Source organism: Collinsella tanakaei (genome assembly GCF_016900375.1).
In the GTDB taxonomy this organism is placed as follows: domain Bacteria; phylum Actinomycetota; class Coriobacteriia; order Coriobacteriales; family Coriobacteriaceae; genus Collinsella.
Window position 1 is genome coordinate 50588 of sequence record NZ_JACJKB010000005.1, and the last position, 21935, is coordinate 72522.

Consider the following 21935-nt stretch of genomic DNA (forward strand, 5'->3'; position numbering starts at 1 on the left):
ATCTGTCGAAAATGGCCGCTTTAGAGGGTCAGTAAACTGCTCCCAAAAATGCTCAAGTTACATTTCTTGCCACGACCAAGATCGAATTGCCCAAATGGCGCGCGGGCGAGGCTTGCGCGAGGCGTCGCGAGGTCTTTCGCGCGGGATGGCAGGGGGCGGGCGCCCACCTGCGGTGCCGAAGTAGCTCGGCGGGCAGTCGACCGCCGCGGCACATCGGCGTGTGCGCAAAACGTGCAGAACGGCCGCTGCTCCAAAGTTCTCCACCGCCTACCTATTTCATCGTATAGATATGCACGAGTGCGGGTTTACTGGTTGTAACGGTAAGTAAACCGCGCCGATAAGGCGCCCGACAGCTAGGAGGCCATCATGGGACTGAAGGCTGACGAGACGATATCCCTGAGCTTCGAGGAGCTCCTCGGTTACCTGCGCTCCAAGACTCGTGTGTTTATGGATATTGACGGCGATCAGTACTATATCACGCACACCGATGGTTATTGGCGCGTACAGGACTGCTCGAAGCTGAACGAGAAGGGTCGCTTCACCGACTGCTCTGAGCTGGTTACCACCCTGTCCGAGCTCGTGGAGCTTCCTTGGCGCGACGGCAAGAGCCTGCACGACCTGTGCGACTCCGCCGTGTTCTACGAGTCCATCCAGGAGGGATGGCAGCAGTAGCGAACGACGCACGAGCGTCTGATATCGCCTTTCCCCCAAGCACCCGCCGGATCTATCGCGCCGGCGGGTGCTTTCTTGTCTCGAGCAGTCGGCGGATTAGCCCCACGTTGACCTTTATCCGAAATCGGACTAACATAGCCTGCTGATACACGGAAGTGCAAGGTTTCGGGAGGTGTCATGGGGGAGATGTCCAGCGGCGGCAACGCGTCCGAGTGCGCGAATGCGCCAGAGGCTATGCTGCTCGATTCGAATGCGGTGCCCGATGACCCGCGGGAGTTCGACTACCTCTACAAGCAGGCAGATCGCATCTACTACGAGTTCGCGCGGCGCTGCGGCCTTTCGAGCTGCGCGTACTGGATGATGTACGACATCGAGCGCGCGGGTGGCTCGCTGGCCCTGCGCGCGCTCACCGATTCGTGGGCCTACAGCAAGCAGACGATCAACTCGGCCATCAAGTCGCTCGAGGCGCGCGGCCTGATCGTGCTCGCCTTTGCCGAGGGTAGCCGGAAGAACAAGGTGGTGCACCTCACCGAAGCCGGCAGGGCCTTTACAGATTGCTATATCAGGCCCGGGCAGGAGGCGGAGCGCCGCGCGTTCTGCACGCTGGCGCCGAACGACCGCGCCATGTTGCTCAACCTGGCGCGCGCCTACACCGATGCGCTCGTCGCCGAGCTGGGCAATCTTGAGGGCGAGTTCGCGCAGGCGGGTCACGTGCTGGCCGATACGGAAATCGCGGAGAACGGGAAAGGGGAGATGGCATGAGGTTGCTGCTGAGGTTCTTGGCGCCCCATAAGGCGCTGGTCGCGGTAACGCTTCTGGTGCTTCTGCTCGACAACACGGGCACGCTGCTTGTGCCGACCATGCTGGCCAATATGGTCAACGAGGGCATCGGTTCCGGCAGCATGGACCACATCGTGAGCGGAGGCCTGTTCATGCTGGGCGCCTCGGTGCTTGCGAGCGGCGGCGCGCTGACTGGCGCGTACCTGGCCGCCCGTCTGGCGAGCACCGTGGGCCGCGACATCCGAAACGCGATCTACGACAGCTCGCTCAAGTTCTCGAGCAGCGATTTCGAGCGGTTCGGCACCGGCTCGATGATCACGCGCTCGCTGAACGACATCAACGTGGTGCAGCAATCGATCATCGCGACGATCCAGATGGTGCTGCCGCTGCCGTTTTTGTGCGTGGTGGGCATCATCATGGCCTGCATGATCGACTGGCAGATGGGCCTGCTGCTCGCTGCGGTCACCGCGGTCGTTTTGGTTATCGCGGGCATCACCATCAAGAACGCCGCTCCCATCTTCATGCGCCTGCAGGAGCTGATCGACCGCATGAACGTCGTGTTGCGCGAGAGCATCATCGGCGTGCGCGTGATCCGCGCCTTCACGAAGGAGCGCCACGAGGAGCGCCGCCTGGACGAGGTGTTTTCCGATTACGCGTCGTCGGCCATCAAGGTGAACATGATGTTCGCGGGCGTGGACGCGGCGAGCTTCTTTCTCATGAACATCACCGAGGTCGCCGTGTTGTGGCTCGGCGGCGACCGCGTGGGCGTTCACGCCATGGAGATCGCGAGCATCTCGGCGGTGCTCGAGTACGCCATGCTCATCCTGTTTTACATCATGGCGGCGCAGATGGTGGCGCTCACCCTGCCGCGCGCCAAGGCATGCCTGGACCGCGCGGCCGAGGTCATCAACCTGACGCCCGAGATCGCCGACCCGGAGGGCCGGGCGGCGCGCGCGGACGCCGCACAAGCCGAGGGCGCCGACGCATCCGACATCGTGGCAGCCTTCGACCACGCGTCGTTTCGCTTCTCCGATGCCGATGAGGACACCCTGCACGACCTCGACTTCGTGTGCCGCCGCGGTCAGACCACGGCCATCATCGGCTCCACGGGATCGGGCAAGTCGACCGTGGCCAAGCTGCTGCTGCGCTTCCACGACGTCACGCAGGGATCGGTTCGCTTCTGCGGGCGCGACGTACGCGACATGACCCAGGCGGAGCTGCGCGGGCGCATCGCCTACGTGCCGCAGAAGGCCTGGCTGTTCAGCGGCACCATCGCGAGCAACCTGCGCTTTGGTAACGAGGACGCCACCGAGGTCGAGATGCGTCATGCCCTGGACGTCGCTCAGGCCGAGTTCGTCTACGAGCAGACCGATCGCCTCGATGCCAAGGTGGCGCAGGGCGGCACGAACTTCTCGGGCGGCCAGCGCCAGCGCCTGTCGATCGCGCGTGCCATCATGAAGCGCGCCGACCTGTATATCTTCGACGACAGCTTCTCGGCGCTCGACTTCAAGACCGATGCGGCGCTGCGCCGCGCGCTCAAGCCCGAGACGCGCAACGCCGCGGTGCTCATCATCGCGCAGCGCATCTCCACCATCCTGCACGCCGGCCAGATTGTCGTGCTCAAAGACGGCGTGATCCAGGGCCTCGGCACGCACGAGGAGCTCATGGAGACGTGCGAGGTGTACCGCGCCATCGCGGATTCGCAGATGAAGGGAGGCGAGAACGATGGCCGATAACAAGCTCGATGCCAACAAGATGGATGCCCCCGAGGCCCCCGAGGCCGCCGGCATGTCGGAGTTCGACGAGAACGACCGCCTCGAGGCCGAGCACGAGGCCCGTGCCCGCGAGGCGCTGGGCCTGGGCGGCGATGACGACGATCAGCCTGAGGTCCCGCGCGACACGGTCGCGACCGTGCGGCGCCTGTGGGCCGAGGCCGCCGGTCAGCGCTGGCGCTTCGCCATCGTGCTCGTGTCGGTGGTGTGCTACACCGTGTTCAGCGTGGCGGCGCCGGCGTTCTCGGCGCACGTGATCGACGCGCTGTGGACCGAGATCCAGGCGGCCTTCGCGCAGGGTCGCGATTTCGCGGTGACCTGGGAGCACGGCGGGTACGAGATCGCCGTGTACCTGGGCGTGTGGACGGCTGCTTTCGCCTTCTACGCCACGCAGACCTTCACGATGGCCGGCTTCGCCGAAAAGCTGAACCTCGCGCTGCGCAACCGCATCGCAAGCAAGCTCAACCGCCTGCCGCTGGCGTTTTTCGACGCCCATAAGCCGGGCGAGATCGTGAGCCGCGCCACGAACGACCTCGACAAGATGTCCGAGGTTCTCCAGACCGGCCTTCTGCGCCTGTTCACGGCGGTTGGCAGCATCATCGGCGCCATCATCATGATGTTCGTGTACAGCCCGCTGCTCGCCTGCATCTTCCTGGTGTTCTCGGCCGTGGCCATCGGCCTTACGCGCTTTGCCGCCGGCAAGAACCTCAAGCTTGCGGCCGAGCGCCAGATGTGGGTCGGTCATCTCACCGGCGCGGTGGAGGAGGCCTACAGCGGCCGCATCATCATTCGCTCGTTCAACCGCGAACAGGCGAGCTCGGCCGACATCCACCGGCTTTCCGACAAGCTGGCCGACGCGAGCCGCAAGGCGGACTTCTTCACGAACGCCGCCGGTCCGGGCATCCGCTTCGTCGGGCGCGTGGCCCAGGTGGTCATCGCCATGATCGGCTGCGCCATGCTCATCGGCGGGCGTCTGACGGTCGGCACGTTCCAGGCGTTCTTCCAGTACATCATGCAGGCGTCCGAGCCCATGACGCAGATGTCGATGACGGTGAACACGCTGCAGAGCGCGCTGGCCTCGGTGGAGCGCGTGTTCGACATCCTGGATGAGCCCGAGATCGAGTCCGATCCGTCGCCCGAGCTCGCACAGCATGTGATTCAGCCCGTGCACGGCCGCGTCGCGTTCGAGCACGTGCGCTTCGGTTACACGACCGAAAAGCCGCTCATGTACGACGTGTCGTTCAAGGCGGAGCCCGGTCAGAAGATCGCCATCGTGGGCGCGACGGGCGCCGGCAAGACGACGCTCATCAACCTGCTCATGCGCTTCTACGAGATCGATGGCGGGCGCATCACGCTCGACGGCGTGGACACGCATGCGATGAGCCGCGCCGAGCTGCGCCAGAACTTCGGCATGGTGCTGCAGGATGCCTGGCTGTTCGACGGCACGATCGCCGAGAACATCGCCTATGGCAAGCCCGACGCCACGCGCGAGGAGATCATCGAGGCGGCCAAGATGGCCCACGTGGACTTCTTCGTGCGCACCATGCCGGCGGGCTATGACACGCATGTGGCAAACGATGCGGAGAACATCAGCCAGGGTCAGCGGCAGTTGCTCACCATCGCGCGCACGATTCTGACCGACCCCAAGATCCTCATCTTGGACGAGGCGACCTCGAGCGTCGACACGCGCACCGAGCACGCCATCGTGCACGCGATGGAAAACCTCATGGCCGGCCGCACGAGTTTCGTGATCGCGCATCGCCTGTCGACGATCGTCGACGCCGACCTCATCCTGGTGATGAATGCGGGCACGATCATCGAGCAGGGCACGCACGCGGAGCTGCTCGCCGAGGGCGGTGCCTACGCCACCCTCTACAACTCCCAGTTCATGTGACATCTAGGACGGTTCCCACTGGCATGAAAACGGCCGCCCCGCGGGGCGGCCGTTTTCATGCGACAAGATGGTGCCAGGTACAAACTTGTCCTAGATGTCACAGTGCACGCAGCCACTCCACATAGGCCGTCGTGTTCGCCTCGAGCTCCTCGTCGGTCAAGCCGTTTTCGGTGCCGGAGAGCACGAACGGCTCGGGGTCGCAGGTGGCGCCCACGTAGTTGGCCGTGGCGCGGAAGGGGATGATGATCTGGCTGTAGGTGAAGCCCACGGTGCCCGCCTCGCAATAGTTGGCCTCGATATCGCCTGCACTTAGCGCGAGGGCGAAGTGCTTACCCGCGAGCTTGCGCCCCAGCTCGCCCGGAGCCGCCTGATCGCCACCGTAGGCCCAGCCGAAGCCGTAGACCGCATCGGTCCAGGTGCGCAGCAGCGCCGGCGAGCTGTACCAGTACACGGGGAACTGGAACACGATGGTGTCGTGCTCGTCCAGCAGGGCGTGCTCCGCCTCGATGGCCGCCTCGTCGAGCGTGCCGTCGGGGTAGAGAGCGTACAGGTCGCGCACCACGAACTCGTCGGGGTGCTTCGCGAGCTCGGCGACCCAGCGCTTGTGCACGCGGCTCGTGCCGGCAAGATCGGGGTGGGCGACGATTACGAGAACGCGGTTGTCCATGGGTTGCTCCTTTGCGGGCGATGCGGGGCGTGTCGAAGGTGGGCTACAGTTTATCAGCGCGTTGGCCCCGCCGGCATCCAATGCCCAGCGGCAACCGTTCCGTTAACAGCGCGCCGCGCCGCTTGCCCGCGACAGCTCCAAAGCAAAAGGGCGACCCCGTAGGGCCGCCCTTGTCGCTACTCTTCGTCCTTCAGCACGAACGTGCCCTCATCGGGTGGACGCAGGGTCGTGAGCCCCGAGTAGTCCACATCCGCCGAGCTCGGCTTCATCTCGCCGGGCGCGTACCAATCGAGCGCGCAGTCGATCCACGCGTTCCAGAACGGCCACTCGTGGCTGCCGATCTCGGGCTCCCAGTACGTCACGTCGAAGTCGGCCTCCTTCAGCAGCTCGACGACCTCGCGGTTGTTTTCGCACAGGTTGTCGTGCTCGCCGCACGCGCCGTAGAACTTGGGCTTGGGCAGGCTCGGGTCCTCCTTGAAGCGGTCGATCAACGCGACGTAATCCTTCTCGCTGCCGATGACCGTGTCGAGGTCGCCAAACCAGCGCGCGTAGTACTTGCGCTTGCGGGGGCTATGAGACTCGACGGCGTCCATGATGCGGTCGCGCATGAACGCGCCGGACAGCGCCACGATGCTGCCGAAGCGGTCCGGGCGCAAAAGGCCGTTCACGAGCGCGGTGTACGCGCCGATGGAGATGCCGGCCAGGCAGGTGTCCTCGCGCTTGCGCGAAAGCGGGAACAGATGGCGCGTCACGTCCACGAGCTCCTCGCTGATGAACTTGCCGTGCCACTCGTTGATCTCGGGCTTGTCGAGGTACAGGCCGTCCTCGCCGGAAGGCATGATGACCACGACGTCGCGCGCCTCGGCGGTCTCCACGACATGGGTCTTGTCGATCCAGTCGTAGTCGCGGCCGAACAGGCCGTGCAGCAGGTACATGGTGCGGTACGGCCCCTGACGGCGCTTGGCACGCTTGTTGCCGTCCATCTTGTCGACCGGGACGACGGCAGTGAGCAGAACGTTACGCTGGAGGTAGTTGGAGTAGAAATCGACTTTGAGCAAGGCCATTACAGATCTCTCCCTCACAGACAGCTCGTGGAGTCGAACATTCCCTTTTATACCCGATGATGTTCTCGCGGTGCGCGGCGTTTCGGCGAAGCTACCCCCTCGGCAGCCAATCGAGCGCTTGGGGTAGCGCCTGGTTCCAGAAGTCCCAGTCGTGGCCGCCGGCGAACTCGCGCTGCTCGACCTCGATGCCCGTGCCGCGCAGGCGCGCCGCCAGCACGCGGTTGGGCTGCGCCAGCGGGTCCTGGTTGCCCCAGGCCATGAAGACGCGTGGGCGCGGGCGGTCGCAGTACACGACGTCGGCGGCCAGGCGCGCCGGGTCCTTATCGGAGTCGATGACCTGGTTGAGGTCGCCGAACGTGGACTCCAGGAAGGGGCGCGACAGGAAGAACGGCTCGTCGCGGATGAGCGCGTCGAAGTTGTCGATGATCATGGCGCTGGACAGGGCGATGATCGCGCCGAAGTTCTCGGCGTACTTGAAGCCGTTGCGCAGCGCGCCGTAGGCACCCATGGAGATGCCGCCGATGAACATGTCCTCGCGGCGCTCAGACAGCGGGAACATGCGGCGCACGACGTTGGGCAGCTCGAGGCCCACGAAGCGGCCGAAGTAGTTGTGCGTCTCGGGGCTGTCGACGTAGAACGCGTTATAGCCCGAGGGCATGACGACGGCGATCTGGTGGTCGGTGGCCCACTTGGTGATGCGGGTCTCCGAGATGATGTCGGTGTGGTTGCCGTTGATGCCGTGCAGGAGGATGAGCGTGCGGAACGGCGCCTTCTTCGGCGGGTAGGGCGCGGCGTCCCAGTTGTTCGGGTCACGGCGCAGGTTGGCGTCGACCGCCCAGGCGTCGTTCGGGTTGTCGAACGGCAGGATGACGTTCAGCGTGGTCGTGCGCATGAGCGAAGAGGAATAGTAGTCGACGCTGATGCTAGCCATGGGGCCCCCTTATCCGTAGTCGTTTACAAACCCAACCAGTATAGGTTAAGCGATGCCCGGAACCATCTCCGTCCTGAAAGTGGGCATATCTGCGTTTCCGATGCATAACGCGGTGTGGCGAGCGGCAGCGATTATCATCTACCCTGCAATGACGACGATGCGGAAAGGCGTTCATGGAAGACGCATTCTTTTCCTTTATCAGCCAGTTCGGCTATCTCGCGGTGTTCGGCCTCATCTTTTTCGAGAACGTGTTCCCGCCCATCCCCAGCGAGCTCATCCTTCCCCTTTCGGGATTCCTGGTCATCCAGACCAGTATGCAGCTGCCGCTTGTGATCGTGTCGGCCACCATCGGCTCGGTCGTGGGCGCGTTCGTCCTCTACGGCGTCGGTCGCCTGCTGTCGCAGGACCGCCTCGAGACGTTCTTCGACACCAAGGCCATGCGCCTGCTCGGCTTCAAGTCCGATGACGTGTCCAAGGCCATCGGCTGGTTCGACCGCCGCGGCCAGATCACCGTGCTGCTGTGCCGCTGCATCCCGGTTGTGCGCAGCCTTATCTCCATCCCGGCGGGTACGGCCAAGATGAACGTCGTGCGCTTCACGCTGTACACGCTGGTCGGCTCGGCAGTGTGGAACACCGTGCTGTGCAGCCTGGGCTATGCCGCGGGCGGTGCCTGGGAGACCGTGACCGCGCAGGTCGAGGGCTTCTCGGACATCGTGAAGATCGTGATCATCGTCATCGCGGTCATCGTGGTCGCGTTCTGGGTCGTCAAGCGCATCATCCCCAACCTGCGCGAGGGAAAGACGCAGCGGTAGGCGCTGCGTTTCCGCAGGATTCAAGATGCTTTCGGGCGGGCCGAACGGTCCGCCCTTTTTTATGCGTTGGTCGCGCCGCTCTTGTCGGCGAGCTCGCGTACCAGAGCCGTGAGCTCGCTTACCTGCTGCTCAAGCTCGCGGATGCGCCGGGCGTTGCCCACGATGCCCTCGCGGTTCATGCGCGACGCCTCCTCGACCGGGTCGGGCATGTTCTCGCGGTGCCGCTTGGCGTCGAAGCTCTCCGTCATGACGCGGCACCCGTTGCGCCGCACGACGCGTCCCGGCACGCCGACGACGGTCGAGTCGGACGGCACGTCCTTGACCACGACGGAATTGCCGCCGATGCGCACGTTGTCGCCGATCGTGATGTTGCCGAGCACCTTGGCGCCGCTGCCCACGGTGACGTTGTTGCCGAGCGTCGGGTGGCGCTTGCCCACCTCGTTGCCCGTGCCGCCGAGCGTGACGCCCTGGTAGAGGGTGCAGTCGTCGCCCACGATGGTGGTCTCGCCGATGACGACGCCCATGGCGTGGTCGATGAAGAACCGGCGTCCGAGCTGTGCGGCCGGGTGGATCTCGACACCGGTCATGAAGCGCGTGATCTGCGAGAGGATGCGCGCCAGGCTGCGCGCGCCGTGGTTCCACAGCCAGTGCTCGGGCGTGTGCGCCCACTTGGCGTGCAACCCGGGGTAGGACAGAAAGATGACGAAACCGTTCTGCGCGGCGGGGTCGTTGCGCTTGACGGTTGCGATGTCCTCTTTGATGGTGGTGATGAAGCCCATGGCGGCTCTCCTCTGTCGTCGAATGCGACCAGTATAGCGAAACCTGAGCGAAACGCTAGGATTAACACGACGGCAACGGAGAGGCCGGAAGGCGGGCAAGCGTGCGCGGCTGCCCTGCGTGCCGCTGTGTATCAAAACGGAAAACTCTGTCGGGCACTCCACCGTAGGGGAGTAGAATCGTTCAGAAATCGTAAGAGCGGGGCCCGTTGCGGGCAACTCCGCTTTTTGCCGGCGCACGGACCGGCAGACCTATCGGGCAAGGAGGATCCCCATGGCAGTGGAGAAGAAGGATATCGACTGGGGCAACATCGGCTTCGCGTACCGTCCCACCGATTACAGCTACGTCTGCAACTACAAGGACGGCGCTTGGGAGGAGGGCGGTCTCACCACCAACCACAGCCTCACGCTTTCCGAGTGCGCGGGCATCTTCCACTACTGCCAGGAGGTCTTCGAGGGCCTCAAGGCCTACACCACCAAGGACGGCAAGATCGTCTGCTTCCGCCCCGACCTCAACGCCAGCCGCATGGCCGACTCCGCGCGCCGCATCGTCATGCCCCCGTTCCCCGAGGACAAGTTCCTCGAGGCCGTGAAGATGGTCGTCAAGGCGAACGAGGCATGGGTGCCGCCGTTCGGCTCGGGCGCCACGCTCTACATCCGCCCGTTCATGGTCGCGACCGGTGAGGTCATCGGCGTCGCACCTGCCGACGAGTACCAGTTCCGCATCCTCGTGACGCCCGTCGGTCCGTACTACTCCGGCGGCGTCAAGCCCGTGGCCGTCAAGGTTCCCGAGTACGATCGCGCTGCGCCCCACGGCACCGGTGCCATCAAGGCGGGCCTCAACTACGCCATGTCCCTGTACCCGAGCGTGCAGGCGCACGCCGAGGGCTTCGCGGACAACATGTTCCTCGACCCGCAGACCCATACGTTCGTCGAGGAGTCCGGTGGCGCGAACTTCCTGTTCGTCGACAAGGACGGCACGCTCGTGGTTCCGCAGTCCGCGACGAACTCCATCCTGCCCTCCATCACGCGCCGCAGCCTCGTGCAGGTTGCCAAGGATATGCTCGGCATGACCGTCGTCGAGCGCCCGGTGAAGTTCACCGAGGTCGAGGCCGGCGACTTCGTCGAGTGCGGCATGTGCGGCACCGCGGCCGTCATCAGCCCGGTCGGCAAGGTCGTCAACGGCGACGAGGAGATCGTCTTCGCGAGCGGCATGGAGGAGGTCGGCCCCGTGATGAAGAAGCTCCGCGAGACGCTGACCGCCATCCAGGCCGGCGAGATCGAGGGTCCCGAGGGCTGGGTCGTCGAGATCTGCTAGCCAAAGCGGGCTTTCTAAACATATGAATGTGCTTTGGGGCCCGGGCGGCCGGTTTGAACCGGCCGCCCGGGCCCTTTGCGATGGCCGCGCAATCCATCTATACGGGATGCGGGCACGTTGGGCGAGTTTTATGCAGACGGCTTGCCCTCCGAAAACGGTGCAGCATAGGGCAGGGATCAAATCCGCGACTTTTGAGACCTCCTATCGAGATGGTAGGATTAAGAAGCTAGGAAAAGCCTCGAATTCTATACATGCTTGGTGCAATAAGCGCAGGTAGACCGGTTCCCGCTATACATTTAATAAGTAACGTCCTGTAATTTATAATGTAACCCTCTCAAAAGTCGCGTTTTTGATCCCGACTGTTTCCCGCCGGTGCTGCAAGGGCGTTTTCATCCGGTTTGCGGGTCATGCGGTCGGCCTCAGCGCCGCGCTCGCGCCTTGGCGCTGAGGCGGGCCGGGCCGGCGCCCCGCCCTGCACGCCGGCCCGCCAGCAGCGCATAGCTTGGAATTCCCTGTGAATCCGTTGTCTGCGCAGGTTGCGCACGGCATAATCTCATACAGCCTCTTGCGCTCTGGCGCATATGTACTCGAATCGCACCTTCCCTGATCAGGGACGCAGAACCTTGGAGGAACCCGTGACCCTACAACATCGTGCTTTCGTTGCCGGACTGACCCTTGCCTGCTCTGCCGCGCTGCTCGCGCCGGCGGCCGTTTTTGCAGACGAGGCGCCCGCAGCGGCAACCGAGCAGGCCGCCGCCCTTCCCGCGCCGGGCGACTACGATCGCGCTCTCGATTACGAGGAGGCGCCCGCCGACGACCCGGCTATCTCGATGTTGTCTGCGCGCTCGGCCCGCTTGGCGCCCCAGGCGCTTTCCAGCGAGATGAAGTATTTTGCCGAAAACGAGAGCGGCTCCAACTACAACCAGGGCTTCAGCTATGGCGACGGCTACAACGCCATGGGCTTCTACCAGTTCGACCGCCGTTACTCCCTCGTGTCGTTCATGGAGGAGGTCTACGCGTACAACCCGACGAAGTACGCCATGTTCGGGCCGGTGATCGCGCGCGGCGACGAGCTCATGAATGCCGCCATCTACGACAGCGCGACACAGCGGCTGACCGAGATCGGCCAGCTGGCGGAAAACGCCTGGCACGCCGCGTACCAAGCGGATCCCAACGAGTTTTCCGCGCTTCAGGATGCCTATGCCTACCAGGAGTATTACCTGCCCGTGCAGAACATCCTGAAGAACACGTTCGGTATCGATATCTCCGGTCGCGCCGACTGCGTGAAGGGCCTCGCTTGGGGCTTGTGCAACCTGTTCGGCTCGGGCGGCTGCCAGAAGTTCTTCCGCGACGCCAACCTGTCGAACTCCATGACCGACCGCCAGTTCGTGAACGCCCTGTGCGATTCGGTGGTGCGCGGCGTCTACACCTACGACTACACGTACGCGTCGAGCTACGCGAGCCGCTACGAGCGCGAGCGCGCCACCTGCCTCGCCTACATCGCCGAGGACGAGGCGGCGTCGGGTTCGCTGCCGTTCGCCGATGTGGTTAAGGGGCTGTGGTACTACGATGCCGTCGAGTACATGTACGAGCACGGCTACATGCGCGGCTACTCCGGCACCAACTTCTTCGGCACGAACGATGCCATCCGCCGCGAGGACGCTGCCGTCGTTCTGTATAACATCCTGGGCAACGGGAGCAAGGCGCCTGGCTGCAGCTTTGCCGATGTCAATCAGGGTGCGTACTACGCCGACGCCGTAAACTGGGCGGTCTCGAAGGGCTATATGAAGGGCTATCAGAACGCGGCTGGCGTGTACGTGCGCTTCGGCGTGGGCGAGTACGTGACGCGCGAGCAGCTGGCGAGCGTCGTTGCGAATATCGCGCGCACGCCGGGCAGCTCGGTGGACACCTCGAAGTTCTACAGCATGCGCGACTGGGCGCTGACGAGCTCTTGGGCTGTCGACAACATGCAGTGGGCTATCGACCAGGGTGTGATCAACGGCTCTGAGCAGCAGGGGGCTCGTTATGCGCTGCCGACGACGCCGACGACGCGCGCGCAGATGGCTGTGATCATGAAGAACTGTCTTGACGAGGATCTGATCTAGGCGAGCGATGCGGTGGAGCGGGCGCGCAAGCGCCCGTTCTGCACAAAATGAGACTTGCCGAGAATACTCCACCATAGTAAAGTGGATGCCGTTGCAAAGGAGCGCCTCGTTGCCATGTGCGGCAGCGAGGCGTGGAACGTGATAGGGAAGGTTGACCATGAAGAAGAATCGCCTGTTCGCGCCAGTTGCCGCGACGTTTGCCCTCGTGGGCGCGCTGGCGCTTGCCGCGTGCGGCGGCAGCCCTGCTGCCGATGACCCCGCCGATACCGATACCGTCGCGGAGGATACCTCCGCCGACATCACGACGTTTACCGTTGGTTTCGACCAGTCCTACCCGCCCTACGGCTTCGTGGGCGATGACGGTGAGTTCACCGGTTTCGACCTCGACCTTGCCGCCGAGGTCGCCGAGCGCAACGGCTGGGAGGTCGAGCTCGAGCCCATCGACTGGGACGCCAAGGACACTCTGCTCGATTCCGGTGCCATCACCTGCATCTGGAACGGCTTCACCATGGAGGGCCGCGAGGACGACTACACCTTCTCGAGCCCCTATATGCTCAACGGCCAGGTCATCGTCGTGAAGGCCGATAGCGGCATCAAGAGCTTCGACGACCTCGCCGGCAAGACCGTGATCACGCAGGTCGACTCCGCCGCGCTCGACGTGCTCGAGGGTTCCGCAGCCGACCTCGCCTCCACGTTCGCCTCGCTCGAGCAGATCGGCGAGTACAACACGGCCTTCATGCAGCTCGAGTCCGGTGCCGTCGATGCCGTGGCGTGCGACCTCTCCATCGCTGAGTACCAGATGTCCGCGAAGCCCGACGCCTACGTCCAGCTGCCCGAGATGCTTTCGGAGGAGCACTACGCCGTCGGCTTCAAGAAGGGCAGCCAGAAGCTGGCCGACACCGTGACCGAAACGCTCAAGGCCATGGACGAGGACGGCACCATCAAGGAGCTCTGCGACAAGTACGCCGAGTACGGCATCTCCTACGAGAACTGGGTGCTCGAGTAAGCGTCGTCCTGTGATATCGACGGTCGATGGGAAATCGGGGTCACCCGGTTTCCCATCGTTTTGCTTGAAAGGGAACGCATGGACATCACGACCATGATAGGCATGCTGCTAGAGGGCTTCGGCACGACGATCCAGATCTTCGTGCTGACGCTTGTCGGCTCGATCCCGCTTGCCGTGCCGATTGCCCTGGCGCGCATGAGCAAGTTCGGGCCGCTGCGCACCCTTGCCCGCATCTACATCTCCATCATGCGCGGCACCCCGCTCATGCTGCAGATGTTTGCGATCTACTTCGCGCCGTACTACGTGTTCGGCATCGAGCTCACGCCCGACTCCAAGTGGCAGGCGTGCATCGTGGCGTTCATCGTCAACTACGCGGCGTATTTCGCGGAGATCTACCGCAGCGGCATCCAGTCCATTCCGCGCGGCCAGTACGAGGCGGCCGAGGTGCTGGGCTACTCGCGCGCCCAGACCTTCGTGCGCATCGTGCTGCCGCAGGTGGTCAAGCGAATCCTGCCCTCCATGGGCAACGAGGTCATCACCCTCGTGAAGGACACCTCGCTCGCCTTCGCCATCGGCGTGGCGGAGATGTTCTCCACCGCCAAGGCGCTCGTCGCCTCGCAGGTCAGCATGGTGCCCTTCGCCATCTCCGCGGTGTTCTACTGGATCTTCAACTTCCTGGTCGAAGTCGTCATCGGCCGGCTGGAGAAGAAGCTCGACTACTACCACGACTGAGTAGTTCCGGCGTTCTACGAACGCCGGAACTGGGTCGACGCTGCGCGGCTGTCTGGCGGGCACCTCGCCTTTCAATCGTCGGGCATGGCCCGAAGGCCTATGCCCTCCTCTTTCAAGGCGATCTGCCTCGCCAGACAGCCGCTCGCTGACTGAGTACTCTACCTACGGGGTTTTTATGACAGTTAGGACGGGGCCCACTGTCATGTTTTCGGGATGAGGGTGCCGGCCAGGTTCAAAACATGACACAGGGCCCCGTCCTAACTGTCATGTTTTCGGGTATGGATTGTTGTTAAGGAGATAGACATGGCAGAGCCGGTCTTTGCAATGGAGCATGTGAGCAAGGCGTTCGGCGAGAACGTCGTGCTGCGCGACATCTCGCTGGCGGTGCAGCCTGGCGAGGTCGTGGCCATCATCGGCCCGTCGGGCGGCGGCAAGTCGACGCTTCTGCGCTGCGCCACCACGCTCGAGCAGATCGACAGCGGCACCCTGCGCTACGGCGACCTCACGGTTGCGCAGACCTCGCCCGATGGCAAGGTCTCCTACCTCAAGGGCGACGCCATGCGTGCGGCCAAGAGCAGGTTCGGCCTCGTGTTCCAGAGCTACAACCTGTTCCCGCACATGAGCGTGCTGCGCAACATCATGGACGCGCCCATCGCGGTCCAGAAGCGCGACCGCGCGGAGGTCGAGCGCGAGGCCCGCACGCTCATCGACAAGATGGGCCTCACGGGCAACGAGGACAAGGTCCCCTGCCAGCTCTCGGGCGGCCAGCAGCAGCGCGCGAGCATCGCCCGCGCCCTAGCGCTCAACCCGGATATCCTCTTCTTCGACGAGCCCACGAGCGCGCTGGACCCCGAGCTCACCGGCGAGGTGCTCAAGGTCATCCGCCAGCTCGCCGCCGAGGACATCACCATGATCATCGTCACGCACGAGATGTCGTTCGCCCGCGATGTCGCCGACCGCGTCGTCTTCATGGACGGCGGCATGATCGTGGAGGAGGGCGCCCCCGCCGACGTTCTTGGAAATCCCAAGCAGGAGCGCACTCGCGCGTTCCTGGCGCGCTTCAGCGGGTAAAAGCTCATCGGCCGGCACAGCCGGAGGGCCGCGCAGCGCGGATGCCGTCGTGGCGCTATGCCACGATGCGCGTGCAGCGCGCCCAGTCGGTATATCATAGTGCGCAGTGGCGCGCGGGAACGTTGCCCCGTCCGCCATCCGCACACGTAACAGCGAAGGAGCATTCCATGTATTCTGAGGAGACCACCATCGTCAACGCCACGGGCCTTCACGCTCGTCCTGCTTCGATGTTCTGCAAGATGGCGTCGGGCTTCTCGTCCGACATCACCGTCAAGAAGGTCGGCGCCGAGGGCGGCGGCGTGAGCGCCAAGAGCATGCTCGCCCTCATGACCCAGGGCCTGGCCTGCGGGTCCCAGATCGTCATCACCGCCGAGGGCGAGGACGAGCAGGAAGCCGTCCACGCGCTCGTCGACTTCGTGATGAACGGCTGCGGCGAGTAGCGCGCAAGGCCATCATCGACATCCGATGGGGAACAGAGGGGCGTCCTGGCAAGGCCGGGGCGCCCCGCTTGCCGTGCGCGCCGCCTTCCCGGGTTCGCGAGCCCGCGTTCGCTGTGGTCCTGTAAGATGGATGCGAGTCTGCACGCAGCCGCCGCTCGATTTGCCGAGCCGCGCTGCCCGTTGAAAGGATGCACATGGAAGCCTATAAGCAGGAGTTCATCGAGTTCATGGTCGAGTCCGACGTGCTCAAGTTCGGTGAGTTCGTCCTCAAGAGCGGCCGCACGTCGCCGTTCTACATGAACGCGGGCGCGTACGTGACCGGCGAGCAGCTCAAGCGCCTGGGCGAGTACTACGCCCGCGCCATCCACGACAACTTCGGCCTCGATTTCGACGTCGTGTTCGGTCCCGCCTACAAGGGCATCCCGCTGTCGGTCGTGACCGCCATCGCGCTGTCCGAGCTGTACGGCAAGGAGGTCAAGTACTGCTCCGACCGCAAGGAGGTCAAGGACCACGGCTCCGACAAGGGCAATATGCTCGGCTATGAGCTCAAGGACGGCGACCGCGTGGTGATGGTCGAGGACGTCACCACCTCGGGCAAGTCCATCGACGAGACGTACCCCAAGCTGATGGCTGCGGCAAACGTCGAGGTCAAGGGCCTGATCGTGTCGCTGAACCGCATGGAGGTCGGCAAGGGCGGCGTCACGACCGCCCAGAAGGAGATCGAGGCCAAGTACGGCTTCCCCGTGGCCTCCATCGTGTCGATGGCCGAGGTCGTCGAGCATCTCCACAACCACGAGATCGACGGCCGCGTGGTGATCGACGACGCCACCAAGGCTGCGATCGACGCCTACTACGAGAAGTACGGCGCCAAGGAGTAGAGCGCCGTCCGCGCATAACCTTGCTGATCATTTGGAGGGAACATGACCAGAAAGGCAGTAGCCGTCGTAATCGCCCTTGCCGCGGCGTTCACGGCAACGCTTCTGGGCGGATGCTTCGGTCCGTCCGACGAGCAGATCATCCGTGACGGCCTGAACGAGGAGTTCAGCGCGATTGCCGACAGCGAATCCGAGGCGCGTCAGCAGATCGTGGACAGCATGGGTCTGGAAAACGGGATCAGCGACTGGGGCGTCGAGCCGCAGGAGTTCGTCGACTCCCTGTTTGACGGCTTTGCCTACGAGATCGGTGACATCACGGTCGACAGCGAGCAGGGAACCGCCGAGGCGCAGGTGACGCTCACCAACAAGTCCGCAGAGGGTGTCGTGACGGGCCTGCAGAACAGCCTTTCCGAGCTGCTCGAGTCGAGCGAGGTCCTGGCCATGACGCAGGGCGAGATCGCCGAGAAGATGGGCGAGCTGATCATGGAGTCCGTCGAAAACGCGCCGCTCGAGGAGAACGAGCTCACGTTGCCGTGCGTGCGCGATGGCGAAGACTGGACGATCGACGATTCCGCGGAGGATGCGCTGTACGAGGCGATGGTCGGCCAGCTGGCGGAAGCCGACATGACCACCGAGTAGCTCGACGGGAAGTCCGTTTACCCAATCGAAACTGTTTTGTAACAGCATCCGCCCAGTTTTGACTTTCGTCTGCTAAAGCGTAGACTGTGGTCTGGCCTTACAGGGGATGCAGGCAAACGCCCGCATCGCAACACGAAGAGGGTGCTACACGATGGGATACGCCAACCTGCTATCGATTATCAGCGAGATTATCTGATACGGGTTGGCGATGCATGCAGCCAGCCCGTGCGATAGCGGGCGGCTGAAGAAGATGACGGGGGCCGTCGATATGTTCGACGGCCCCCGTTTGCATGGAGTCGGGTAGCGCTTCTTCCAGGGGGAAAGGATCTGTTATGAACGGAATCGTCGTAGTGGTGGTGGCAGCCGTCGTGCTGGCTGCCGGCTACCTCGGGTACGGTCGCTGGCTGGCGGCCAAGTGGGGCGTCGACCGCGATGCGCTCACGCCCGCCCGCCGTATGGAGGATGGCAAGAACTTCTCGCCCGCCTCGTGCTTCACCGCGTTCTCGCACCAGTTCAGCTCCATCTGCGGCGCCGGCCCCGTGACGGGCACCATCGCCGCCATGATGTTCGGCTGGCTGCCCGTGCTGCTGTGGGTCCTCGTGGGCGGCATCTTCTTCGGCGCCGTGCACGACTTCGGCGCGCTGTACGCGAGCGTCAAGAACAACGGCAAGTCGCTCGCACAGCTCATCGAGAAGTACATCGGCCGCACGGGCCGCAAGCTCTTCCTGCTGTTCAGCTGGCTGTTCACCATCATCGTGATCGCCGCCTTCGTCGACATGGTCGCCGGCACGTTCCAGGCCACCTTCGACGCTGCGGGTGCGGTGGACGCCGCCAAGTCCTATGCCGGCGGCGCTGCGGGCACGATCTCCATCCTGTTCACGTTCGTGGCCATCGCCTTCGGTTGGCTCAATCGCCGCTTCCAGCTCTCCGGCGTGCGCGAGTTCGTGCTGGCCGTCGTGCTGTTCGTCGCCATGTTCGCCGTGGGCATGCAGTTCCCCGTGTACCTCGACAAGCTCGGTTGGTTCGCCGTCATCGCCGTGTACCTGCTGTTCGCCGCTGCCATGCCCATCCAGACGCTCAAGCAGCCGCGCGACTACCTCACCAGCATCATGATGATCGTCATGATCGTCTGCGCCGTCGTGGGCATCTTCGTGCTGGGCGCCAACGGCCAGGCCACGATGACGGCCCCGATGGTCGTCGACTTCGGCGAGATGGCCGCAAAGGGCAGCTTCGTGTTCCCGCTGCTGTTTGTGTCCGTCGCGTGCGGCGCGCTCTCCGGCTTCCACAGCCTCGTGTCTACGAACACCTCGTCCAAGCAGGTCGAGAAGGAGCAGGACATGCTGCCCGTGGGCTATGGCGCCATGGTGCTCGAGTCCTTCGTGGGCGTGCTCGCGATCGTCGTGGCCGCCATCATGTTCTCCGACCTGAATACCGCCGGTACCGGCGCGCTCAACAACGGCGTGGCCGCGACTCCGTTCTCCATCTTCTCCCAGGGCATCGCCCGCGGCATGACCGCGTTCGGCGTCAACCAGACGCTCGCCACCGTGTTCATGACCATGTGCGTCTCGGCGCTGGCGCTCACCTCGGTTGATGCCGTGGCGCGCATCGGCCGCCTGTCGTTCCAGGAGTTCTTCGCCCAGACCAACGACGCGCTCGAGGACGAGCAGGCCGAGCTCACGGGTGCCGCCAAGGTCGCCTCCAACACCTGGGTCGCCACCGTGCTCACCCTCATCCTGGGCTTCGCGCTCGCCTTCGGCGGCTACAGCAACATCTGGCCGCTGTTCGGCGCGTCCAACCAGCTGCTGGGCGGCATGACGATGATCACGCTCGCCGTGTTCTGCAAGTGCACGGGCCGCAAGGGCTTCATGCTGTACGTGCCCGTGGCCTTCCTGCTGTGCAGCACGTTCACCTCGCTCGTGCAGAGCACCATCGGCTGCGTGAACGCGCTGGCTGCATCGGGCGTTGCCGTGATCGCGACCTCCGGCCTGCAGCTCGTGTTCGCCATCCTGCTCATGGTGCTCGGCGTGATCGTGGCCTACAACTGCCTGAAGGAGCTCTTCACCAAGGAGGCTGGCTCGCTGCCCGACGAGGAGCCCGAGTGGACCGAGATGGGCCGCGCGCACGTGCGCGAGCAGGCTGCCGCGTCCGCGGGTACCGAGGGCGCCAAGGACGTCGCGTAGGCGCTTGCGCTTAGCTTTGCGGTGCATCTGTTGAGGATGCGCTTGATGGGGCGGTGCCGGGGATGACCCGGCGCCGCCTTTTTGCGTGGCGTGCCGGCGGTGGGTTGTGGCGATGACTGAATCCTGCGCTTCCTACAAAATGGCTGCCTCCATTAATTGACCCCAGGCGAGACCGTTGTTCCTCTCTCTAACTTGGCCAAATCAGGCACGTTAGAGAGAGAAACAGCGGTCTCGCCTGGGGTCAATTAAAAGAGTTCGTTGGGGAGGGCGAACTGCGTTCCGATGCTCCACGTGTCCTTCCCGTGGTCGGTGGACTTACCGGAAAAGCCGCCGACGCAGCTCTGTGCTACGATTCATCAGCATGAATGCGATTATCTGGGCACCGTTTCGAGGTGTCCTGTTTGTGGAGGTGCCCGTTCGTGAAGAGGATTCTGCTGTCTGAGAGCCCCGAGACCATTGCGCAGCTGGCTTCATGGCTCGATGGCAAGGTGAGCCTGAATGAGAGGCAGCGCAGCGTGCTTGCGCTGACGCTGCTCGAGCGCAAGGATCCCAAGATCAAGTACGGTGCCCTGACGCGCGTGCTCAAGTCGTTCAACGGGGGAGAGCGGGCCGATGAGCTGCGCGACCCGCTCGTGGAGTCGGGCCTGCTGGTGCAGGTCGGCGACGACGGGTACGGTCCGTACGAGATTCATTTCGACGCGGCGGGTATCGATTCCGCGGCCGTCATCGAAGAGCTGCGCGCGGCGTATGCCGAGGAGGGCGACGACGGCGACGAGGCTGCGGAAGAGGCCGAGGTCGTGTATGAGGTGACGGAGGTTGCGGAGGCCGAGCCTGCGGAGGAGATGCCGGCCGATTCCGATCGGGGCGCGGTTGATGATACTTCTGCAGAGGATGGTGCCGTTGCCGTGAATCTGCCTCAGGAGGTGCCCGCGGCGGAGCCTACGCCTGCGCATGCCGCGGAGAAGCCCGAGCTGGATGGCGCCCCGAAGCAGGATGCTGCGCCCAAGGCCAAGCGGAAGCGTCGGAACAAGTCGAACGGATCGGAGCGTGCTGACCGCAAGGATGATGCCTCGGCTTCCGAGCGCTCGGCGGGCAATGCTTCCGATAAGGGCAAGAATGTCGCCGGCGGTAAAGACAAGAAGAAACCTTCCGGGGCCGCCAAGACGGATAAGCGCCGTGGCCGTGCCGGGGTGCCCGCGAAAGCGCAGGCCGTTGCCCCCGAGCCGGTGCATCGCCGTGCGTTCGGCCTGATTTCCTCGTTGCGCACGCGCGTCGTGCAGGCGGTGCGCAAGACGGAACCCGAACTCGAGTCCGAACAGAAGCCTGCGCAGAAGCCGAAGCAGTCCCCCAAAGCCAAGCGCTTCGACGACCTTGATCGCGTGCGCGCCTGGCTCGATGCCCACGAGGGCGAGCAGGTGCCGTACGTCACCCGTCGCCAGAGGGCGTTTCAGATCTTCAACGACGAGAAGGCGCTCGAGGGCAAGCGCGGCGAGCGCCTCATGAGGCTCATGTCCGCCAAGGGGCTCAACCCGAGCGTGCTGCGCATCGCGTCGCGCCAGGCTCCGCCGCTGCAGGGATTTTACGCTCTGGGCGCGGACCAGCCGTTCTTGGTGGTCGAGAACATCGATGCCTACGAGGAGGTCGTGGCGCTGCTCAAGGGCCAGCGCAGCATCCGTCTGTTCGGCACGCGCATCGGCGGCGTGATCTTCGGTGCGGGGCATAACATCCTGATTTCGCACGCACTCGACGAGTACCTGCACGACATCGGCTACCGCTACGACTACGTGTATTATGCGGGCGACATCGACCGCGAGGGTGCGCGTCTGGTCGAGCGTGCTCGCGAGGTGAATGTGATCGAGATCCGCCTGCATGCCGGCATCTACCGTGCGATGCTTGCCGCCCAGCGTGCCCACGTGCGCGCAGGTGGCAACGGCGAGAGCGCCGCGGATAACCAGGATGCCCCGCGCGACTTCGTGCGCCTGGTGAAGGACCTGCCGCCCGCGCTGCGGATTCCGTTCCGCCGCGCGCTGCGCGAGAACATCCGCATCCCGCAGGAGATCCTGACCAGCGAGGATTTCCGCCGCGGCAGCATGGGCGCGATCGATAGGTTGATGGACCGGTAGGGGGAGCCGGGCGGTTCGTGGCCCGGCTTTCCCGCTCTTCTCGGGGTGTTGCTTCGGGCAGAGTGCTTATTGACAGTG

At 64.1% G+C, this 21935-nt stretch carries 19 protein-coding genes; 15 read left to right on the forward strand and 4 right to left on the reverse strand.

Features of this window, described 5'->3' with window-relative positions; genetic code table 11:
• Positions 1 to 366: 366 nt before the first annotated feature.
• The 4 genes from H6A16_RS04635 (at position 367) to H6A16_RS04650 (ending at position 5118) form a co-directional block, all read left to right on the forward strand.
• The gene (locus H6A16_RS04635) at positions 367 to 672 is read left to right on the forward strand and encodes a CDP-alcohol phosphatidyltransferase (RefSeq protein ID WP_204616563.1); all 306 of its coding nucleotides are present in this window, start codon (positions 367 to 369) and stop codon (positions 670 to 672) included.
• A 177-nt stretch (positions 673 to 849) separates the two neighbouring features.
• Positions 850 to 1434, forward strand: coding sequence for a MarR family winged helix-turn-helix transcriptional regulator (locus H6A16_RS04640; protein ID WP_204616564.1), 585 nt, complete (start codon positions 850 to 852; stop codon positions 1432 to 1434).
• Positions 1431 to 3188, forward strand: a complete 1758-nt coding sequence (locus H6A16_RS04645; RefSeq protein WP_204616565.1) for an ABC transporter ATP-binding protein — start codon at positions 1431 to 1433, stop codon at positions 3186 to 3188. The genes H6A16_RS04640 and H6A16_RS04645 overlap by 4 nt, the downstream gene beginning before the upstream one ends.
• Entirely contained in the window at positions 3178 to 5118 is a 1941-nt protein-coding gene (locus H6A16_RS04650) for an ABC transporter ATP-binding protein (RefSeq protein WP_239458209.1), read from the forward strand. Before H6A16_RS04645 ends, H6A16_RS04650 begins: the two co-directional genes overlap by 11 nt.
• Before the next feature lie 97 nt (positions 5119 to 5215).
• On the opposite strand, the gene H6A16_RS04655 is transcribed toward H6A16_RS04650, so the two are convergent.
• The 3 genes from H6A16_RS04655 to H6A16_RS04665 all read right to left on the reverse strand — a co-directional run bounded on the left by H6A16_RS04655 (position 5216) and on the right by H6A16_RS04665 (position 7780).
• Positions 5216 to 5785 (reverse strand): NAD(P)H-dependent oxidoreductase, encoded by a 570-nt coding sequence (locus H6A16_RS04655; protein WP_204616566.1) that lies wholly within the window; start codon positions 5783 to 5785, stop codon positions 5216 to 5218.
• Positions 5786 to 5961: 176 nt separating this feature from the next.
• Positions 5962 to 6849 (reverse strand): alpha/beta hydrolase, encoded by an 888-nt coding sequence (locus tag H6A16_RS04660; protein WP_204616567.1) that lies wholly within the window; start codon positions 6847 to 6849, stop codon positions 5962 to 5964.
• Positions 6850 to 6940: 91 nt separating this feature from the next.
• A complete protein-coding gene (locus tag H6A16_RS04665; protein ID WP_204616569.1) occupies positions 6941 to 7780 on the reverse strand; it encodes an alpha/beta hydrolase in 840 nt (279 codons plus the stop codon).
• Positions 7781 to 7953: 173 nt separating this feature from the next.
• On the opposite strand from H6A16_RS04665, the gene H6A16_RS04670 reads away from it, so the two are divergent.
• On the forward strand, positions 7954 to 8592 hold the full coding sequence (locus H6A16_RS04670; protein ID WP_204616571.1) for a DedA family protein: 639 nt from the start codon (positions 7954 to 7956) through the stop codon (positions 8590 to 8592).
• 59 nt (positions 8593 to 8651) lie between these two features.
• On the opposite strand, the gene cysE is transcribed toward H6A16_RS04670, so the two are convergent.
• Positions 8652 to 9371, reverse strand: a complete 720-nt coding sequence (gene cysE / locus H6A16_RS04675) for a serine O-acetyltransferase (protein ID WP_204616573.1) — start codon at positions 9369 to 9371, stop codon at positions 8652 to 8654.
• A 271-nt stretch (positions 9372 to 9642) separates the two neighbouring features.
• On the opposite strand from cysE, the gene H6A16_RS04680 reads away from it, so the two are divergent.
• From H6A16_RS04680 to H6A16_RS04725, 10 genes are all read left to right on the forward strand, one after another.
• The gene (locus H6A16_RS04680) at positions 9643 to 10686 is read left to right on the forward strand and encodes a branched-chain amino acid aminotransferase (RefSeq protein ID WP_204616575.1); all 1044 of its coding nucleotides are present in this window, start codon (positions 9643 to 9645) and stop codon (positions 10684 to 10686) included.
• Between the two features lie 635 nt (positions 10687 to 11321).
• A complete protein-coding gene (locus H6A16_RS10995; RefSeq protein WP_204616578.1) occupies positions 11322 to 12791 on the forward strand; it encodes an S-layer homology domain-containing protein in 1470 nt (489 codons plus the stop codon).
• A gap of 157 nt (positions 12792 to 12948) precedes the next feature.
• Positions 12949 to 13797 (forward strand): transporter substrate-binding domain-containing protein, encoded by an 849-nt coding sequence (locus H6A16_RS04690; protein WP_204616579.1) that lies wholly within the window; start codon positions 12949 to 12951, stop codon positions 13795 to 13797.
• A 78-nt stretch (positions 13798 to 13875) separates the two neighbouring features.
• Positions 13876 to 14529, forward strand: a complete 654-nt coding sequence (locus tag H6A16_RS04695; protein ID WP_204616580.1) for an amino acid ABC transporter permease — start codon at positions 13876 to 13878, stop codon at positions 14527 to 14529.
• Positions 14530 to 14832: 303 nt separating this feature from the next.
• Complete coding sequence (locus tag H6A16_RS04700; protein WP_204616581.1) at positions 14833 to 15600, forward strand: amino acid ABC transporter ATP-binding protein; 768 nt, start codon at positions 14833 to 14835, stop codon at positions 15598 to 15600.
• 167 nt (positions 15601 to 15767) lie between these two features.
• Entirely contained in the window at positions 15768 to 16040 is a 273-nt protein-coding gene (locus H6A16_RS04705; RefSeq protein WP_204616582.1) for an HPr family phosphocarrier protein, read from the forward strand.
• 194 nt (positions 16041 to 16234) lie between these two features.
• Positions 16235 to 16918 carry an orotate phosphoribosyltransferase gene (gene pyrE / locus H6A16_RS04710; RefSeq protein WP_204616583.1) on the forward strand — a complete coding sequence of 228 codons (684 nt, stop codon included), beginning with the start codon at positions 16235 to 16237 and terminating at the stop codon, positions 16916 to 16918.
• Between the two features lie 42 nt (positions 16919 to 16960).
• Positions 16961 to 17554, forward strand: a complete 594-nt coding sequence (locus tag H6A16_RS04715; RefSeq protein WP_204616584.1) for a hypothetical protein — start codon at positions 16961 to 16963, stop codon at positions 17552 to 17554.
• A 332-nt stretch (positions 17555 to 17886) separates the two neighbouring features.
• The gene (locus H6A16_RS04720; protein WP_204616585.1) at positions 17887 to 19734 is read left to right on the forward strand and encodes a carbon starvation CstA family protein; all 1848 of its coding nucleotides are present in this window, start codon (positions 17887 to 17889) and stop codon (positions 19732 to 19734) included.
• A 419-nt stretch (positions 19735 to 20153) separates the two neighbouring features.
• Positions 20154 to 21857, forward strand: coding sequence for a hypothetical protein (locus H6A16_RS04725; protein WP_204616587.1), 1704 nt, complete (start codon positions 20154 to 20156; stop codon positions 21855 to 21857).
• The last annotated feature ends 78 nt before the right edge of the window (positions 21858 to 21935 follow it).

Coding starts and splice junctions, on each gene's coding strand:
- H6A16_RS04635 (WP_204616563.1), top strand. CDS start 367: ATGGGACTGAAGGCTGACGAGACGATATCCCTGAGCTTCGAGGAGCTC.
- H6A16_RS04640 (WP_204616564.1), top strand. CDS start 850: ATGGGGGAGATGTCCAGCGGCGGCAACGCGTCCGAGTGCGCGAATGCG.
- H6A16_RS04645 (WP_204616565.1), top strand. CDS start 1,431: ATGAGGTTGCTGCTGAGGTTCTTGGCGCCCCATAAGGCGCTGGTCGCG.
- H6A16_RS04650 (WP_239458209.1), top strand. CDS start 3,178: ATGGCCGATAACAAGCTCGATGCCAACAAGATGGATGCCCCCGAGGCC.
- H6A16_RS04655 (WP_204616566.1), bottom strand. CDS start 5,785: ATGGACAACCGCGTTCTCGTAATCGTCGCCCACCCCGATCTTGCCGGC.
- H6A16_RS04660 (WP_204616567.1), bottom strand. CDS start 6,849: ATGGCCTTGCTCAAAGTCGATTTCTACTCCAACTACCTCCAGCGTAAC.
- H6A16_RS04665 (WP_204616569.1), bottom strand. CDS start 7,780: ATGGCTAGCATCAGCGTCGACTACTATTCCTCTTCGCTCATGCGCACG.
- H6A16_RS04670 (WP_204616571.1), top strand. CDS start 7,954: ATGGAAGACGCATTCTTTTCCTTTATCAGCCAGTTCGGCTATCTCGCG.
- cysE (WP_204616573.1), bottom strand. CDS start 9,371: ATGGGCTTCATCACCACCATCAAAGAGGACATCGCAACCGTCAAGCGC.
- H6A16_RS04680 (WP_204616575.1), top strand. CDS start 9,643: ATGGCAGTGGAGAAGAAGGATATCGACTGGGGCAACATCGGCTTCGCG.
- H6A16_RS04690 (WP_204616579.1), top strand. CDS start 12,949: ATGAAGAAGAATCGCCTGTTCGCGCCAGTTGCCGCGACGTTTGCCCTC.
- H6A16_RS04695 (WP_204616580.1), top strand. CDS start 13,876: ATGGACATCACGACCATGATAGGCATGCTGCTAGAGGGCTTCGGCACG.
- H6A16_RS04700 (WP_204616581.1), top strand. CDS start 14,833: ATGGCAGAGCCGGTCTTTGCAATGGAGCATGTGAGCAAGGCGTTCGGC.
- H6A16_RS04705 (WP_204616582.1), top strand. CDS start 15,768: ATGTATTCTGAGGAGACCACCATCGTCAACGCCACGGGCCTTCACGCT.
- pyrE (WP_204616583.1), top strand. CDS start 16,235: ATGGAAGCCTATAAGCAGGAGTTCATCGAGTTCATGGTCGAGTCCGAC.
- H6A16_RS04715 (WP_204616584.1), top strand. CDS start 16,961: ATGACCAGAAAGGCAGTAGCCGTCGTAATCGCCCTTGCCGCGGCGTTC.
- H6A16_RS04720 (WP_204616585.1), top strand. CDS start 17,887: ATGAACGGAATCGTCGTAGTGGTGGTGGCAGCCGTCGTGCTGGCTGCC.